Annotated in this window: 15 protein-coding genes; 10 read left to right on the forward strand and 5 right to left on the reverse strand. The window is 62.4% G+C overall.

Features of this window, described 5'->3' with window-relative positions; translation table 11 throughout:
- Positions 1-24: 24 nt before the first annotated feature.
- Positions 25-375 (forward strand): phage holin family protein, encoded by a 351-nt coding sequence (locus ACN9MU_RS03565; protein ID WP_426320540.1) that lies wholly within the window; start codon positions 25-27, stop codon positions 373-375.
- On the forward strand, positions 368-1,195 hold the full coding sequence (gene metF, locus ACN9MU_RS03570; protein WP_426323673.1) for a methylenetetrahydrofolate reductase [NAD(P)H]: 828 nt from the start codon (positions 368-370) through the stop codon (positions 1,193-1,195). The genes ACN9MU_RS03565 and metF overlap by 8 nt, the downstream gene beginning before the upstream one ends.
- Before the next feature lie 101 nt (positions 1,196-1,296).
- On the opposite strand, the gene ACN9MU_RS03575 is transcribed toward metF, so the two are convergent.
- Positions 1,297-1,881, reverse strand: a complete 585-nt coding sequence (locus ACN9MU_RS03575; RefSeq protein WP_426320542.1) for a 5-formyltetrahydrofolate cyclo-ligase — start codon at positions 1,879-1,881, stop codon at positions 1,297-1,299.
- Positions 1,882-1,908: 27 nt separating this feature from the next.
- On the opposite strand from ACN9MU_RS03575, the gene ACN9MU_RS03580 reads away from it, so the two are divergent.
- Genes ACN9MU_RS03580 through ACN9MU_RS03600 form a run of 5 tightly spaced genes read left to right on the forward strand, consistent with a single transcriptional unit; the run spans position 1,909 to position 7,218 of the window.
- Positions 1,909-3,885 carry a transglycosylase SLT domain-containing protein gene (locus tag ACN9MU_RS03580; RefSeq protein ID WP_426167569.1) on the forward strand — a complete coding sequence of 659 codons (1,977 nt, stop codon included), beginning with the start codon at positions 1,909-1,911 and terminating at the stop codon, positions 3,883-3,885.
- Positions 3,886-3,902: 17 nt separating this feature from the next.
- The gene (locus ACN9MU_RS03585) at positions 3,903-4,622 is read left to right on the forward strand and encodes a glutathione S-transferase family protein (RefSeq protein ID WP_426167571.1); all 720 of its coding nucleotides are present in this window, start codon (positions 3,903-3,905) and stop codon (positions 4,620-4,622) included.
- A 5-nt stretch (positions 4,623-4,627) separates the two neighbouring features.
- Positions 4,628-5,752: a multifunctional CCA tRNA nucleotidyl transferase/2'3'-cyclic phosphodiesterase/2'nucleotidase/phosphatase gene (locus ACN9MU_RS03590; RefSeq protein WP_426344867.1), complete on the forward strand. Its 1,125-nt coding sequence runs from the start codon at positions 4,628-4,630 to the stop codon at positions 5,750-5,752.
- The gene (locus ACN9MU_RS03595; RefSeq protein WP_426167573.1) at positions 5,739-6,419 is read left to right on the forward strand and encodes a GNAT family N-acetyltransferase; all 681 of its coding nucleotides are present in this window, start codon (positions 5,739-5,741) and stop codon (positions 6,417-6,419) included. Before ACN9MU_RS03590 ends, ACN9MU_RS03595 begins: the two co-directional genes overlap by 14 nt.
- 10 nt (positions 6,420-6,429) lie before the next feature.
- Positions 6,430-7,218, forward strand: a complete 789-nt coding sequence (locus ACN9MU_RS03600; RefSeq protein WP_426344173.1) for a substrate-binding periplasmic protein — start codon at positions 6,430-6,432, stop codon at positions 7,216-7,218.
- On the opposite strand, the gene ACN9MU_RS03605 is transcribed toward ACN9MU_RS03600, so the two are convergent.
- From ACN9MU_RS03605 to ACN9MU_RS03620, 4 genes are all read right to left on the reverse strand, one after another.
- Positions 7,160-8,071 (reverse strand): bile acid:sodium symporter family protein, encoded by a 912-nt coding sequence (locus tag ACN9MU_RS03605; RefSeq protein WP_426344174.1) that lies wholly within the window; start codon positions 8,069-8,071, stop codon positions 7,160-7,162. The two genes, ACN9MU_RS03600 and ACN9MU_RS03605, sit on opposite strands and share 59 nt — an antisense overlap.
- Before the next feature lie 177 nt (positions 8,072-8,248).
- Positions 8,249-8,710 (reverse strand): DUF3800 domain-containing protein, encoded by a 462-nt coding sequence (locus ACN9MU_RS03610; RefSeq protein WP_426320556.1) that lies wholly within the window; start codon positions 8,708-8,710, stop codon positions 8,249-8,251.
- A complete protein-coding gene (locus ACN9MU_RS03615) occupies positions 8,700-9,107 on the reverse strand; it encodes a DUF3800 domain-containing protein (RefSeq protein WP_426344175.1) in 408 nt (135 codons plus the stop codon). Before ACN9MU_RS03615 ends, ACN9MU_RS03610 begins: the two co-directional genes overlap by 11 nt.
- Positions 9,108-9,111: 4 nt before the next feature.
- Positions 9,112-9,633, reverse strand: coding sequence for an Lrp/AsnC family transcriptional regulator (locus ACN9MU_RS03620; RefSeq protein ID WP_028103119.1), 522 nt, complete (start codon positions 9,631-9,633; stop codon positions 9,112-9,114).
- 127 nt (positions 9,634-9,760) lie between these two features.
- Here ACN9MU_RS03620 and hppD point away from each other — a divergent pair, with 127 nt between their 5' ends.
- The 3 genes from hppD to ACN9MU_RS03635 all read left to right on the forward strand — a co-directional run bounded on the left by hppD (position 9,761) and on the right by ACN9MU_RS03635 (position 17,400).
- On the forward strand, positions 9,761-10,888 hold the full coding sequence (gene hppD, locus ACN9MU_RS03625) for a 4-hydroxyphenylpyruvate dioxygenase (protein WP_426167580.1): 1,128 nt from the start codon (positions 9,761-9,763) through the stop codon (positions 10,886-10,888).
- Positions 10,889-11,063: 175 nt separating this feature from the next.
- A complete protein-coding gene (locus tag ACN9MU_RS03630) occupies positions 11,064-14,612 on the forward strand; it encodes an indolepyruvate ferredoxin oxidoreductase family protein (protein WP_426167582.1) in 3,549 nt (1,182 codons plus the stop codon).
- 115 nt (positions 14,613-14,727) lie between these two features.
- On the forward strand, positions 14,728-17,400 hold the full coding sequence (locus ACN9MU_RS03635) for a TonB-dependent receptor plug domain-containing protein (protein WP_426344176.1): 2,673 nt from the start codon (positions 14,728-14,730) through the stop codon (positions 17,398-17,400).
- Positions 17,401-17,439 lie beyond the last annotated feature (39 nt).

Raw genomic sequence — 17,439 nt, forward strand, 5'->3', positions numbered from 1 at the left:
GTTCTAAAGAAGCGAGATGAAATCATGCGTTTGGTCCTCACCTGGATAATCAATGCCGCCGCGCTGTTCGCGGTGCCTTACCTCATGCATTCCGTCAGTGTCACAAGCATTGGCGCCGCTTTGGTTGCTGCCCTCCTGCTTGGCCTGGTCAACACCCTGGTGCGCCCGCTGCTGCTGTTGCTGACATTGCCCGTCACGGTGTTGTCGCTCGGCCTGTTCATCTTCGTCATCAACGGCTTCATGTTCTGGCTGGTGGCGAAAGTGGTGGACGGCTTCCACGTCGACAGCTTTGGCTATGCCATCCTCGCAGCGCTCCTGTACAGCGTGATTTCCTGGGCCTTGTCTACCCTCCTGTTGAAAGACAATGATGGCTAACCATAATTTCAGTATCGAATTCTTCCCGCCGAAAACGGCGGAAGGGACGGAGAAGCTGCGCCTCGTGCGCGCCAAACTGTCCGAGCTGCATCCCAAATATTTTTCCGTGACCTTTGGCGCCGGCGGTTCGACCCAGCAAGGTACCCTGGACACCGTGCTCGAGATCATGTCGGCCGGCGAAGAAGCAGCACCGCACCTGTCCTGCATCGGCGGCACGCGCGAATCGATCCGCGCCATCCTGCAGCAGTACAAAGCGCACGGCATCAAGCGCCTGGTGGCGCTGCGCGGCGACTTGCCTTCCGGCTACGGCATGGCGGGCGAGTTCCGCTACGCCAATGAGCTGGTGGAATTCGTGCGCGCCGAAACGGGCGACTGGTTCCATATCGAAGTGGCGGCCTATCCGGAAGTTCACCCGCAGGCACGCTCGCCGCAGGACGATATGCAGGCTTTCGTGCGCAAGGTGAATGCCGGTGCCAATGCCGCGATCACCCAGTACTTCTATAACGCCGATGCATACTTCCATTTCGTCGACGCGGCGCAGAAGGCGGGCGTGAACGTGCCTATCGTGGCCGGCATCATGCCGATCACGAATTACACGCAGCTGATGCGCTTCTCGGATATGTGCGGTGCGGAGATTCCGCGCTGGGTGCGCTTGAAGCTGGCATCGTTCGGCGACGATTCGGCTTCGATCAAGGCGTTTGGCCTGGACGTGGTCAGCGCGCTGTGCGAAAGACTGCTGGCTGGCGGTGCGCCGGGCCTGCATTTCTATTCGATGAACCAGGCCGTCGCCACGACGGCACTATGGAACCGGCTGGTCTGAAACCGGTAAACCAGTGTCAGACCCACAGGGTCCGACACTTGGCCCGCAGCCGTCGCAGGCCGGGTGCCTGACCCTGTGGGTCAGGCACAGGTCTTCCGGTTCTAGTCTTCGGTAATGATGCGGTCCAGCGCCACATCGTGTCCGTCGCTGCCGAATTCGGCGGCGAGGCAACGATAGGCCACCCCCACAGTAGCCGGGCGCGGTTCGCGCGCCAGCGTGCGGTCGTAGAAACCGCCGCCATACCCCAGGCGGTAGCCTTGCGCGTTATAGCCCAGGCAAGGCACCAATAAAGCCGGCGGATACTCTTCCACCAGGCGCAGCTTGGCCGGCACGGCCACTCCCATCGGGTCCTTCACCATCGGTTCGCCAATGGTCCACTCGGCGAATGCCAGCGGGGCATGCTTTTCCAGCACCACCGGCAGCAGCAGTTTCACGCCCAGTTGCGCCAGCTCCGCATAACAGGCATGCAAGTTTGGCTCGTCGCGCAAGGGCCAGTACACGCCCACCGATCCCACACCGGATTCACGCCACCACTGGACCACCTTCGCACCAATTTCCTGGTCCCATTGCGCACGCATTTCCGGCGCCAGCGCACGGCGTGCCGCCAGCATTTTCTTGCGCAGGTCCGCCTTGCCGGATGCTGGCTGGCCGTCGGGGTTGCGTGGTATCCTAGTTGGGCTGGTCATATCGTGAATTACCTTGAGAGTCGTACATTGATTTCCACCTCGAAATGGATAGCCGGCGCACTGATGGTCGCAGCATGCGCCGCCTCGCCACTGGCCTTGGCGCAGGATAACGCAAGCGACAGCCGCAAGGAAGACGATGCCTTCCTCCTGCTGCGTGATTCGGTACGGCGCGACGACGCCGCCAAGGCGGAGTTTTACGCCGCACGTCTTGCCGATTATTCGATTCCTTCCTACGTCGATTATTACCGCCTGAAGGCCCGCTTCAAGGAAGCGACCGATCCGGAAGTGCGCGCCTTCCTGAGCAAATACCAGGGCAGCGCGATCGCAGACCGCATGCGCAACGACTGGCTGCTGGAACTGGGCCGCAAGCGCGAGTGGGCCACTTTTGACGAACAGTTCCCGCAGTTCGTGCTGCAGGACGACACCCAGGTCAAATGCTACAACCTGCTGTCGCGCCTTTCCAAAGGCCAGAACGTCGCCGCCGATGCGCGCGCGCTGCTGGTCTATCCGCCTTACTACGGCGAAGGATGCGGTGCGCTGATCGCAGCGCTGGCGCAGACCGGACAATTCACCGAGGATGACTTGTGGGGGCAGGTGCGCCTGGCCGGCGAAACCAATGCCACGGGCCCTGCCAAGCGCACCGTGATCCTGCTGAACGGCTCCGACAAGAAGATGGGCCAGGCAGTCGACCTGCCGACGCTGGCGTTGGCCAAAGGCGCCGGCAGCACACGTGCCGACCACGAAACTTTCCTGGTCGCAGTGGGCCGCGGCGCCCGCACCAGCATGAACCTGGCGCGCATGGCGCTGGAAAAGAACTCGCCGCACCTGACACCGCAGGAGCGCGCGATCGGCTGGGCCAACCTGGCGCTGGTATCGTCCTACTCGTTCTCGCCCGACACGGCTGGCTACTGGGCCAAGTCGGCCGGCGCCCCGCTGTCGCTGGACCAGATGCAATGGAAGACCCGCATCGCCCTGCGTGAGCGCGACTGGAAAACGGTGAAGGCCACCATCGCCGCCATGCCGCCGCAACTGCGCAAGGACCCGACCTGGATCTACTGGAACGCGCGCGCCCTTGCCGCCGAAGCAGGCAGCAACACGCCGGAAGTGCTGGCGGCCTACCGCAGCATTGCCGACCAGTCCAGCTACTACGGCATCCTGGCCGGGGAAGAGCTGGGCCAGCTGGTCACCATCCCGCCGCCGGGCGCGGCCCCGACGCCGGCCGAAATGGCCGCCATCGCCGCCAACCCGGGACTGCAGCGCGCGCTCAAGTTCTTCGAAATGCGCCTGCGCTTCGAAGGCACGCGCGAATGGAACTGGGAGACGCGCCGCCTGAACGAGCGCGAGCTGATCGCCGCTGCCGAATTCGCGCGCGAAAAGCATGTGCTGGACCGCATGGTGTACACCTCCGAAAAGACCCGCGTGCAGGCCGACTACACGCACCGCTATCCGGTTCCGCATGACGACATCATGCAGCCGACCACCAGCACCCTGGGCCTGGACCGCGCCTGGGTATATGGCCTGATCCGCCAGGAATCGCGCTTCGTGATGGATGCGCAATCCTCGGTCGGCGCCTCGGGCCTGATGCAGGTGATGCCGTCGACCGGCCGCTGGGTGGCGCGCAAGATCGGGCTGACCGATTTCGTGCAGGGCATGCTGACCGACGTGAAGACCAATATCCTGCTGGGCGCGAACTACCTGAACATGGTCCTTGGCAGCATGGATGGCTCGCAGGTGCTGGCTACCGCCGCCTATAACGCCGGGCCGGGACGCCTGCGCTCCTGGCGCACGCAGCTGGCCAAGCCGATGGACAGCACCATTTTCATTGAATCGATCCCGTTCTCGGAAACGCGCGGCTACGTGAAAAATGTGATGGTCAACGCCACGTACTATGCGGCGCTGTTCGACGGCCGCCCGCAATCGCTGAAGGCGCGCCTGGGCAGCACCGTCACGCCAAAGGGTTACACCGAGCAGGAACAACAGGAAGCCGCCTACGGCGGCCGTTAAACCAGAGCAGAGGAACCATGCAGACCACAGAACTCGACCCGAAACTTGCCGAAACCCTGGCCGCGGCGCGCGAACCCGGCCTGACCCTGGTCATCGGCAACAAGAACTATTCCTCCTGGTCGATGCGCCCGTGGGTTGCGATGAAAGCCTTCAATATCCCGTTCACCGAAGTGCGCGTGCTGCTCGACCAGCCCGACACATCCAACAATATCGCCAGGTACAGCGCCAGTGGCCGCGTGCCGGTGCTGCTGGCCGGCGACATGGCGATCTGGGACAGCTTGGCGATCTGCGAATACCTGGCCGAGCAATTCCCCGACAAGCCCATGTGGCCGCGCGACGTGGCCGCCCGTGCCCTGGCGCGCTCGGTCTGCGCCGAGATGCACAGCTCCTTCGGCAGCCTGCGCACCACGATGTCGATGAACATCAAGGGCAGCTACCCGGGCAAGGGACGCACCCCGGCCACCCAGGCCGACATTGGCCGCATCAGCGAGATGTGGGAAGAATGCCTGAGCCGCTTCGGCCACAACGAATTCCTGTTCGGCGAGTTCTCGATTGCCGACGCCTTCTTCGCTCCGGTCGTGTGCCGCTTCAAGACCTATGGCGTGGCGCTGCCGCCGGCGCTGGCCGCCTACTGCGAGCGCATGCGCAACCATCCTGCCGTCGACGCCTGGATCGCCGGCGCCCTGGCTGAAACCGAAACCGCGCCATTGCATGACGCGGAGATGCCGGACGATTGATGGCGATGAAGAGTTACGTGGTCGGCGGCGCGGTGCGCGATGAATTGCTTGGCTTGCCTGTAAAGGACCATGACCACGTGGTGGTTGGCGCTACTCCGGAAGACATGGTGAAGGCCGGCTTCCGTCCCGTAGGCAAGGATTTCCCGGTATTCCTGCACCCCGAAACGCAGGAGGAATATGCGCTGGCGCGCACCGAGCGCAAAACGGCGCCCGGCTACAAGGGCTTCGTTTTCCACACTTCCAGCGACGTGACGCTGGAAGAAGACCTGGTGCGTCGCGACCTGACCATCAACGCCATTGCACGCGGCGACGATGGCGTGCTGGTCGATCCCTACCACGGCCAGCGGGACATCAGGGACCGCATTTTCCGCCACGTGTCGGACGCCTTCGCCGAGGACCCCGTGCGCATCCTGCGCGTGGCGCGCTTTGCCGCGCGCTATCCCGACTTCCGCGTGGCGCCCGAAACCAACGCGCTGATGAAACGCATGGTCGAAGAGGGCGAGGTCGATGCACTGGTGCCCGAGCGCGTGTGGCAGGAGATCGCGCGCGGCCTGATGGAGCAGAAGCCTTCGCGCATGCTGCAGGTGCTGCGCGAATGCGGAGCCCTGTCGCACATCCTTCCGGAAGTCGATGATGGCCACGCTGTGGCGCCTGTGATCGATCGCGCCGCAGCGCAAGGCCATGAGCTGCCGGTGCGTTTTGCTGCGCTGACGCTTGCGCTCGAGGTGGCGCAGGTCGAGCAGGCCAGCAAGCGCCTGAAAGTGCCGACCGAATGCCGCGACCTGGCGGTGATGACCGCGCGCGACCGCGCGAGCGTGGGCCAGGCGCAGGCGCTGGGCGCCGCAGCACTGGTCAGCCTGTTCGAACGCTGCGACGGCTTCCGCAAGCCGGCGCGCTTCATGCAGATGGTGCTTGCAGCCGAATGCGCGAATGCGGGCGGGACTTCGCCGTCGCCGCAGCGCGGGCTGCTGGCCAGGGCGCTCGATGCAGCGCGCGCAGTCAACGCCGGCGAGATCGCCCAGCGCTCGGCGGCGGCGCCGCAACAGATTCCCGAGCTGGTGCGCGCGGCGCGCGTGCAAGCGGTACATGCAGCGATCGGCGCGGAGGGGCGCAACGATGACCAGCCTTAACTTCTTCCGCAATCCCTTGCGCGGCCTGTTCGGCGGCACGGACCGGCCGACCGTGCCGGTCAAGGAACTGCGCGAGCGCGACCGGCGCCGCATGCTCAAGCACTTCCTCGCGCTAGAGCATCGCGACCGCCTGCTGCGCTTCGGCTCCCCCATCAACGACGAGCAGGTCACGCGCTACGTCAACAGCATCGACTTCGATCGCGACCTGGTGTTCGGCGTCTACAACCGCGTCTTCAAGCTGGTGGCGGTCGGTCACCTGGCCTTCAACGATCGCGACGAAGACAAGCACAAGGCCACCGAGAAGGACCAGGTGGCGGAATTCGGCGTATCGGTCTCCAAGTCAGCGCGCGGCCTTGGCATCGGCTCCAAGCTGTTCGAGCGCGCCAACATGGCCTGCCGCAACAACGACGTCGACACCCTGTACATGCACTGCCTGTCCTCCAACGCCACGATGATCCACATCGCCAAGAAGGCCGGCATGGAAATCCACCGCGACTATGGCGAAGCGGACGCCTATCTCAAGCTCGGTCCGGCCGACCCGGCCAGCGTGCTGCAGGAAGCGATGGAAGAACAGCTCGCGTCGCTCGACTATGCCCTGAAAGCCAACGTCCGTGCCGCCAGCAAACTGCTCGACAAGATCCCTGGAGTAAAATCGGACGAAAAGTAGAGGAGGCTTCATGCCGTTCGCCCTGCGCAGCATTGCTTTAGCCGTAACCATGGCCGCACCGCTGGCGCAGGCGGCGGGCGCGCCGCTGACCTTCTGCTACGAAGATATCCCGCAGGCGCCGTGGACCATGCCGGATGGCACGGGCCTGAATATCGAGTTGCTGAAACGCGCAGCCAAGATCACCGGCGACCATGTCAACTTCGTTCCCCGCCCGTGGAAACGCTGTGAAGAAGAGACTCGTACCGGCGTGATCGACGCCATGGTCGGCCCTTCCGACAACCCGCGCCGGCGCGCCTACAGCCGGCCGCCGACCAAGGCCGACGGCTCGCAGGACCCCGAGCGCGCCATGTATCGTGACCACGTCGATGTGTACCTGCGCGTCGACAGCGGCGCAAGCTGGGATGGCAAGACCCTGGTAAATCCGCGCAAACTGGTGGTGGCGCAGCGCGGCTACTACATCGTGGACATGCTGCAGGCGAGCGGCCAGACCGTGATTGACACGCCCAAGACCGCGGAGGAGGGCTTGCGGCTGCTGGCTGCCGGCAGTGCCGACGTCGCCGTGCTGATGGGGCGCGATGCGGAAAACCTGCTGAAAGAAGACCCGCGCTACCATGGCCGCGTGGTGCTGGCAAAACAGCCTTTCGCTAATTTCGATTTCCACCTGATGGTGGGCCGCAAAGCCTATGACAAGGACCCCAAGCGCTTTGAGACGCTCTGGAACGCCATCGCGAAAGTGCGTTCTACGGCTGACTACCAGCGCCTGGAACAGTCGCTGGTCCGCCAGCACGAACACGATTGACGGCGGCACGCATGCCGTAAGCGAACAGCAGGCCGCTGGCGTACATCAGCACACCGTACAAGGCGCCCGGTATGGCATAAGCATCCTGCTTCAGGACGCTGCTGCCGATCACCATCGCCAGCGTGCCGTTCTGGATCGCGGTTTCGATACCGAGCGTCACGGATTGCTGGCGCGACAGGCGAGCCAGCCATGCCGCACCGAAGCCGCAGGCCAGCATGGTGACGTTGAGCGCGACCGCAAACGGCGCCAGGGTATGGAAATTATCGCGCAACATTGCCCAGTTCTTTGCCACGGCAGCGGCCACGATCAGGATGAACAGCACCGACGCAATCCTGGTACAGGCGCCCTCGATGCGCTGGCCCATGGCCGGCTTCAGGTGGCGCAGGAGCATGCCGATGGCAATCGGGAGGCCGAGCATCACAACCATCTGCTTCATCATGGCGCCAACCGGGGCCTCCACCCGCTGCCCGCTGCCTGCGAAGTATTCCAACGCGAAGGACACAATGAGCGGCAGTGTGAAAATGGTCAGCACGCTGGCCACGGCGGTGAAGCTGAGTGCCAGCGCCACGTCGCCGCGCGCGATGTAAGTCAGCAGGTTGGACGTGGTCCCGGTCGGGCAGGCAGCCAGGATCATGAAGCCGATCGCGAAGGCGCCGCCGATACCGGCCAACTGCAGCATGCCGAAGCAGGCCAGCGGCAGCAGCACGAAATGACACAGCACGCCCACCAGCAGCGCGCGTGGCTGCGTGACGATGCGCCTGAAATCGGCCGGCGTCAGGCCCAGGCCAAGGGAGAACATGATGAAGGCGAGTGCGGCGGGCAGCAGTACGGTCGAGACGATGTCTCCTTGCATGGCGTGTCTCCTGTTCCAGATTGGGTTTTTGCAGGGCGACCTATTTATATCATGCGTCGCGCACCGCGCCGCACCTCAGCCAGCCCGTCGTAGCACTTGCAATAGATCGACTAATACATGCTAGAATGCAGTTAAATGGACTGGGGGTTCCCGGTCGGCGTCTATGCATCGGTGGGTTCACCGGGGCTTTTCGCTTTCTGGGGGCGGGAAAATCTTGAGTCCCCAATCTTCATATCCTGACCCAGCGTTTGTTCTACCACCGCTACAGAAGAACTTTTTCTTCAAGACTTCAAAAGCGCGATTTTCCTGTCCAGGCCGTACGACACTCAGACCTATTGGTCGGGCTACGAGGTCGGCTAGTTGTAATCCGGCAGAATTGACTTTCTTATCGGCGAACAGGATCTCGAACGGTAACGCAGTTGCGAGTCGATTCGCACCTGCGCAAATTCGTCGAAACTCCAATTCCAAATCGTTGTCCTCTTTCTTGCCTCGACACTCGACCAAAATATGCGTCGTTGCGCCGTCCTGTTTTTTTTCCAAGAGCAGCTGATACAACGTCTCAATACAGAAGCCTAAGGCGAGATGGTACGGATTTGGTGGCAAGCTATCGGTTGTCTGCAAACGCAGTTTATCGATCACACAGCTTATGAGTAATGAAATTGCTAGTGTCGACAATCCCAGTCAGATCCGCAATAAATTGCTGCTGGTGTTCCCTACTGCGAAAGAAGTTGAAGACACCGGTTTCCTTTCGTATTTCATGCTCATGCAGTACGACCAGGTCGTGACCGAAGTAATTGAACTTAAACTTCTCTAGAGCAGGGACAACCGTCTCGCTATAGTACCGTTTGTGAAAGACACAAAATGACAGTACGAAAACAGGGTAATTGGGATCTACGCTCGCCACGCCATGATCGCCGCTTTCATCGACATAGACGATATAGTCACTAAACCTGACTTTGCTTGCAGCGTCAGTTGTACCGGATTCCACTTCGAAAAGCGGGAACTGGGGCGAGGCTGCAGGCTCAGCTTTTGTCATGGCTTTAGACCAGCGGCAGTGCCGTGGTGTCCTTGATGCGCTGCAGGGCGAAGGACGATTTCACATCCAGCACTGCCGGGTGGCGCAGCAGCGTCGCCATCATGAAGCGCGAGAAGTGGTCCATGTCTTCCACGTGCACGCGCAGCAGGTAATCCATCTCGCCGGTCATGGCGTAGCAGGCCACCACTTCCGGCCACTGTTCGACCGCCACAGCGAAGTCGGCGCGCGGCGAAGTGCCGGTCGGGTTCACGCCCAGGGCGCGTGCGTTGCTGTGGGCGGCGGCGTCGCTGTGCTTCTCCAGGCGTACATTGACGTAGGCGAGCAGGCCAAGGCCGATCTTGTCCGGGTCCAGCAGCGCCACGTACTGGCGGATCACGCCTTCCTCTTCCAGGCGCTTGATGCGACGCAGGCAGGGGGAAGGGGAGAGGTTGACCTGCTCCGCGACATCCTGGTTGGACAGCCGGCCGTCCGTTTGCAAGATGGACAATATCTTGCGATCCGTTTTATCCAGCGCAATCTTGGTCATAAATTCCTCATTCAGTCGATGTTCTCGCAATATTATTGCTCAATCCGTCCAATGTTGGGAAATGTTTGCAATTAAATGTCGCATGCAGGGGACTATACTGTGCGCAATTCTAATAGGGAGACGCACCATGAAATTCACCCCCTGGGAAAACCCCATGCGCACCGACGGCTTCGAGTTCGTCGAGTTCGCGGCACCCGATCCCAAAGCCCTGGGCAAGCTGTTCGAAAACATGGGCTTCACCGCGATCGCCCGTCACCGCCACAAGGACGTGACCCTGTACCGCCAGGGCGACATCAACTTCATCATCAACGCCGAGCAGGATTCCTTCGCCCAGCGCTTCGCCCGCCAGCACGGCCCGTCCGTGTGCGCCATCGCGATCCGCGTGGACGATGCAGCCTTCGCGTACAAGCGCGCGCTGGAACTCGGCGCGTGGGGTTTTGACAACAAAACCGGCCCGATGGAGCTGAACATCCCCGCCATCAAGGGCGTGGGCGACTCCCTGCTGTACCTGGTGGACCGCTGGCGCGGCAAGAATTCGGCTGATGGCAAGCCGTCCGGCGCCATCGGCGACATCTCGATCTACGACGCGGACTTCGTGGCCATCCCGGGCGCTGAAGCCAACCCGGTCGGCAATGGCCTGACCTACATCGACCACCTGACCCACAACGTGCACCGTGGCCGCATGAAGGAATGGGCCGACTTCTACGAGCGCCTGTTCAACTTCCGCGAAGTGCGCTACTTCGACATCGAAGGCAAGCTGACCGGCCTGAAGTCGAAGGCCATGACTTCGCCATGCGGCAAGATCCGCATCCCGATCAATGAATCGTCGGACGACAAGTCGCAGATTGCCGAGTACCTGAACGAGTACCACGGCGAAGGCATCCAGCACATCGCGCTGGGTACCGACGGCATTTACGACTCGGTGCAGGGCCTGCGCGACCAGGGCATCGTGTTCCAGGACACGATCGAGACCTACTATGAGCTGGTCAACCGCCGCCTGCCTAACCACGGCGAGAACGTGGAAGAATTGCGCCGCCTGCGCATCCTGATCGACGGCCATTCGAACGAAAACGAACGCGAACTGCTGCTGCAGATCTTCACCCAGAACGTGATTGGACCGATCTTCTTCGAGATCATCCAGCGCAAGGGCGACCAGGGCTTTGGCGAAGGCAACTTCCGCGCGCTGTTTGAATCGATTGAGCTGGATCAGATTCGACGTGGCGTGCTGGACGATCCTAACAAGACCGCCGCTTGAAACCGGTACCCCGGTGTCAGACCCGCAGGGTCAGACACCCGGCCAGCGGCCGCCGCGTATAGGTGTCAGACCCTGTGGGTCTGACATCGGTTTACCGGTTTAAGAATTCCGGCAGCCCCGCAAACAAGAACGGGGCGCCGCTCACAACTTGAAGAAGTTTTTGGAGACACACCTGATGAACGCACCCGTCAAGAGCGGCGAGCTATCGCCTGCGCACGACATCACCCTCGACGACAAGTGGACCCTGGAGCGCGGCCGCGCCTTCATGACCGGCACGCAAGCCCTGATCCGCCTGCCGATGCTGCAACGTGAACGCGACCTGAAAGCCGGCCTGAACACCGCCGGCTACATCACCGGCTACCGCGGTTCGCCGGTCACCTCGGTCGACCAGACCGCGATGAAGGCCAAGAAGCACCTCGACGCGCACCACGTCAAGTTCCACCCCGGCATGAACGAAGACCTGGCGGCGACTGCCGTCTGGGGCACTCAGCAGACCAACCTGTTCGAAGACGCCAAGTACGACGGCGTGTTCTCCATGTGGTACGGCAAGGGACCGGGCGTCGACCGCTGCGGCGACGTGTTCAAGCACGCCAACAACGCCGGCTCTTCCAAGCACGGCGGCGTGCTGGTGCTGGCCGGCGACGACCACGCTGCAAAATCGTCCTCCACCGCCCACCAGTCGGACCACATCCTGAACGCCTGCGGCATTCCTGTGCTGTATCCGTCGTCGGTGCAGGAATACATCGACTACGGCCTGCACGCCTGGGCCATGAGCCGCTACACCGGCCTGTGGGTATCGATGAAGTGCGTGACCGACATCATCGAGTCGGGCGCCGTGGTCGACTTCGACCCGGACCGCGTGCAGATCAAGATGCCGGAAGACTTCGAGCTGCCGCCGGGCGGCCTGAATATCCGCTGGCCGGACACCGTGCTGGACATGGAAGTCCGCATGAACAGCTATAAGTGGTACGCCGCGCTGGCCTACTGCCGCGCCAATAAGCTGAACAAGATCATCTGGGATGCGCCCAAGCCGAAGATCGGCATCATCACCGCCGGCAAGTCCTACCTCGATACCCGCCAGGCGCTGGCCGACCTGGGCATCGACGAGCAGGCCGCTGCCGACATCGGCATCCGCCTGTACAAGATCGGCATGACCTGGCCGCTGGAAGCGGACGGCGTGCACGAATTTGCCAAGGGCCTGGATGAGATCCTTGTCGTCGAAGAAAAGCGCCAGATCCTGGAATACGCGCTCAAGGAAGAGCTGTACAACCTGCCGGACGGCGAGCGCCCGCGCGTGGTCGGCAAGTTCGACGACACCGGCGAGTGGAGCAACAAGGGCAAGACCGGCCACGGCGACTGGCTGCTGCCTGCGACCTATGAGCTGAACCCGGCCCAGATCGCACGCGCCATCGCTTCCCGCATCGAACACTATTGCAAGGACCATCCGGTTGCGGCCCGTGTGAAAGAGCGTATCGCCTTCCTGGAAGCCAAGGAAGCCGCGCTGAAGAACCTGCCGGCCAAGGCCAATCCGGAAACCGACCGCATTCCCTACTTCTGCTCCGGCTGCCCGCACAATTCCTCGACCAAGGTGCCGGAAGGTTCGCGCGCCATGGCGGGTATCGGCTGCCACTACATGGTGCTGTGGATGGACCGCGAAACGTCCACCTTCACCCATATGGGCGCGGAAGGCGTGACCTGGGTCGGCCAGGCGCCGTTCACCAATGAGAAGCACGTCTTCACCAACCTGGGCGACGGCACCTACTTCCACTCGGGCATCCTGGCGATCCGCGCTGCCGTGGCGGCGAAGGTGAACATCACCTACAAGATCCTGTACAACGACGCCGTGGCAATGACCGGCGGCCAGAACGTCGACGGCCCGCTGGACCCTGGCATGATCTCGCGCCAGATCGCGGCCGAAGGCGTGACCCCGATCATCGTCGTCACCGACGATCCCGAGAAATACCCGGACGACTACAACTGGGCGCCGGGCGTCACCGTGCGCCACCGCTCCGAGCTGATGGACGTGCAGAAGGAACTGCGCGACAAGCCGGGCGTGTCGGCCATGATCTACGACCAGACCTGCGCCTCCGAGAAGCGCCGCCGCCGCAAGAAAGGCGAATACCCGGACCCGGCCAAGCGCGCCGTGATCAACGAAGCCGTCTGCGAAGGCTGCGGCGACTGCTCCGTGCAGTCCAACTGCCTGTCCGTGGAGCCGCTGGAAACTGAACTGGGCCGCAAGCGCCAGATCAACCAGTCCAGCTGCAACAAGGACTTCTCCTGCGTGAACGGCTTCTGCCCGTCCTTCGTGACGGTGGAAGGCGGCGGCCTGAAAAAGCCGAAGAAAGCTGCGGCCGCGGGCGGCGGCGAAGTACCGGCCCTGCCATCGCCTGTACTGCCTTCGACCGCCAACCCGTACGGTATCCTGATCACCGGCATCGGCGGCACCGGCGTGGTGACCGTCGGCCAGATCCTGGCCGTGGCGGCACACGTTGAAGGCAAGGGCGCTATCGTGCTGGACATGTCCGGCCTGGCGCAGAAGGGCGGCCCTGTGATGTCGCACGTGCGCCTGGCCGACAAGCAGGCCGACCTGCATTCGACCCGTGTCGGTACCGGCAGCGCCAACCTGGTGATCGGCTGCGACCAGATCGTGACCGCGTCGAAAGACGCTCTGTCGCGCATGGGCGAAGGCCGCACTTACGCCGCCATCAACTCGACCGGCGCTACCACCGCAGCTTTCGTGAAGAACCCTGACTGGCAGTTCCCGGGCACTTCTTCGCAGGCAGAGATCAAGCGTGCCTGCGGCGAAGCCAACGTGGACTTCGTCGACGCCGGCAAGATCGCGACTGCGCTGATGGGCGACTCGATCGCCACCAATATGTTCATGCTGGGCTACTCCTTCCAGAAAGGCCATGTCCCGCTGTCGGAAGCTGCGCTGATGAAGGCGATCGAATTGAATGGCGTATCGGTGCCGTTCAACAAGGCAGCCTTCAACTGGGGCCGCTACTGCGCGCACGACACTGCCGCCGTGACCAGACTGGCCACCCCGGCAACCGTGATCGAATTCAAGCGCACCCAGACGCTGGAAGAGATCATCGCCAAGCGCGTGGAACTGCTGACCGCCTATCAGGACGCCGCGTACGCCAAGCAATACAGCGACTTCGTGGCGCAGGTACAGGCTGCGGAAGGCGCGCTGGGCTCGAAGAAGCTGACCGAAGCCGTGGCCCGCTACTTCTACAAGCTGATGGCCTACAAGGACGAGTACGAAGTGGCGCGCCTGCACAGCGACCCTGCCTTCCGTGAAAAGATCGCCAATATGTTCGAAGGCGACTACAAGGTGAAGTTCCACCTGGCGCCGCCGCTGTTTGCGAAGAAGGACAAGGAAGGCCACCTGGTCAAGCAGGAGTTCGGTCCGTGGATGCTGAAAGCCTTCGGCATCCTGGCCAAGTTAAAGGGCCTGCGCGGCTCCGCCCTCGACGTCTTCGGCTACACCGCGGAGCGCAAGATGGAACGCGCACTGATCGGCGAATACCGCAAGACGGTGGAAGGCCTGCTGGGCAAGTTGAATGCCGATAACCTGGCAACCGCAGTGGCCATCGCGCGCATCCCCGAGGACATCCGCGGCTACGGCCATGTCAAGGAGCGCCACCTGAAGGCGGCCAAGCAGAAGGAAGCATCGCTGCTGGCAGACTTCAATAAACCGGCTGTCGCAACGCACGCAGCCTGATCCTGAGAAGCCGGGGCAAGTCCCCGGCTTTTTTCATAAGCATCTGCAAAATCATTCGTTCATTTAAGAACTTCGGATTGTTAAGGTGGCCGCTCTTCACAAGAGGACCACTTCAATGCAGACAAAATTCAAATTGAAACCGTTGGCAGCGGGCGCTTTCGTTTTGCTGGCCGGCGTTGCGCAGGCGCAGGAAGCTTCCCCTGCCGCTGTCGTCATTACCGGCTCGCGCATCCCCCGCGCCAGCCTGGAAGGCCCATCGGCCGTCACCGTCATCACCGGCGACGACATCACCAGGCAAGGCTTCAAGAACGTCTTCGACGCGCTGACCAACCAATCGCAGAACAGCGGCTTCGTGCAAGGCGCCGACTACGGCAATACCTTCACGCCATCGGCCAACGCCATCAGCTTGCGCGGCCTCGGCCCGAACCATACGCTGGTGCTGCTCAATGGCCGCCGCATGGCCGACTTCCCGATTGCTTACGAAGGCACTGTCAACTTCACCAACCTGGCCAATATTCCGTCGAGCGTGGTGGAGCGCATCGAGATCCTGAGCGGCGGCGCGTCGGCCGTCTACGGTTCGGATGCGATTGCGGGCGTGGTCAACATCATCCTGAAGAAGCAGGCCAACGGCTACGACCTCAACCTCAAGGCCGGGACCACAACGCGCGGCGGCGGCAGCGACAAGCGCCTGCAGTTCACCGGCGGCCACAGTTTCGACAAATTGAACACCCTGTTCAGCGTGGAACTTCTGGAGCGCGATCCGTTGTGGAGCGCAGACCGTGACTTCATGGCCAGCAAAACCGGCGTGGCGCCGACCTCCGTGCTGGCGCGCAAGAACGTCAGCACCGGCAAGTACGTCGACCCGGGCACTACCTGCTCCGACATCGGCGACCTGTTCGGCGGCAGCACCGTCAAATACACGGCCAAGGCAGGCAGCTACTGCGCCAGCCCGAAAGTCGGACCGACCTACTGGACCACGCAAACGAAGAACAGCAGCCAGAACCTGTTCGGCAGTGCCAACTACGAACTGTCCGACAGCACCATCCTCTTTGCGGAAGCGCTTTACGGCAACAACCGCAGCAGCAATAACACGCGCGGCCCGTCGTGGACTTCGCGCTCGGCTACCGACAGCTATTTCTGGAACCAGAACACCAGCCGCTACGAGGCGTGGAGCCGCTACATCTCGCCGGAAGAAATGGGCGGCGTGGGACGCTACAACCGCCGCTGGGACGACCAGGCAGCTTCGCTGTCGCTCGGCTTGCGCGGCCAGGTTCCGAGCACCACTTGGAATTACGAAGCAGGCTACACGGCCTCGCAGTACAAGAGCCAGAATCACACCCAGCGCGCGCTGGCCAATATCGACAGCTTCTTCCTCGGCCCGCAACTGGGTGTGAATGCCAGCGGCATTGCGATCTTCGCAGCTGATCCGGCGCGCCTGGCTACGCGCCTGACGCCGGGTGAATTCAATGCCATCACCGGCGAATCGGTCAGCGACGACAAGTCGTGGACCAACACGCTGAGCCTGACCGCCAACGGCGAAGCCTTCACGCTGCCGGCCGGCCCGGTCAAGGTGGCCACGGTGGCTGAGTTGGGCAAGCAGGGCTTCTCCAACACTCCCGATCCGCGCATCAACCAGGGCTACTTCAACACGCTGGCACCGTCCGACGTGACTGCAGGCACCCGCAAGCGCTACGCCATCGGCGCCGAGGCCAGCATTCCGCTGGTGAAGACGCTGGACGGCACCCTGGCGGGCCGCTACGACCATTACTCCTTCGCTGGCCGCGGCGACGGCAAGTTCACCTACAACGGCGGCCTGGAATGGCGCCCGGCTTCGCAGATCCTGCTGCGCGGGAATGTCGCCACCAGCTTCCGTGCGCCGGACATGAACTACATCTACAAAGCGCGCGGCACCGGCTACTATTCGTCCACCACCGACTACTACCGCTGCGCCAAAGCCGGCCAGCCAGTGGCGGACTGCGACTTTGCGAACTACTCGCCGGGTGCCGATTATGTGCAGACCGGCAGCAAGGACCTGCGCTCGGAAACAGGCCGTTCCGCCGGCTTGGGCGCCGTGTGGTCGCCAAGCGCCGACTTCGACGTCACGCTGGACTATTGGAAGATCCGTATCGACGACCTGGTGACCAACCTGAGCGCCGACAAGCTGCTGCGCGACGAAGCCAATTGCCGCATCAAGGGCGATCTGGCTTCGCCCACTTGCGCCGACGCGATCCGCCGCATCGTACGCTATGCCGACAATGCGCTGAACAGGCCGGGCGAGATCAGGCAAATCCTGGTCAACCCGATCAACGCGGCATCGACTAAAGTCAGCGGCATCGACCTGTCGGCCCGCTACGTCCTGCGCACCGCGGCTTACGGCAATTTCATCACCAGGGTGAATTATTCGAAGACCCTGAAGCAGGAGTCGCGTCAGTTCGCCGATGACCCGCTGAACAACGACAAGGATGACCTGGGCAACTACGACTGGCGCGACAAGCTGAATGCCAGCCTGACCTGGAACGCCGGCGACTGGTCTAACACGCTGTTCCTGCAGCGCTACGGCAAGGTGCCCAACAGCGCCGGCGATGCCTGGCTGACGCCGACTACCCTGGTCAACGCCAGCTCGGTGGTCAAGCTGGACAAGCGCATTACCGTGTCGCTGGCCGTGAACAACCTGTTCAACCGGATCAAGCATGACGACAGCGGCGGCTGGCCGTATTACCCGGTCGGCAATTACAGCCCGGCGGGGCGCCAGCTCTGGCTTGAGCTGAACTACCATTTTGGCTCTTAATCTGTTGTAAATATTGATTAGAATATTTACAATCAAATA

The sequence above is a fragment of the Pseudoduganella sp. R-32 genome (assembly GCF_049913245.1).
Taxonomy (GTDB): Bacteria; Pseudomonadota; Gammaproteobacteria; order Burkholderiales; family Burkholderiaceae_D; genus Rugamonas.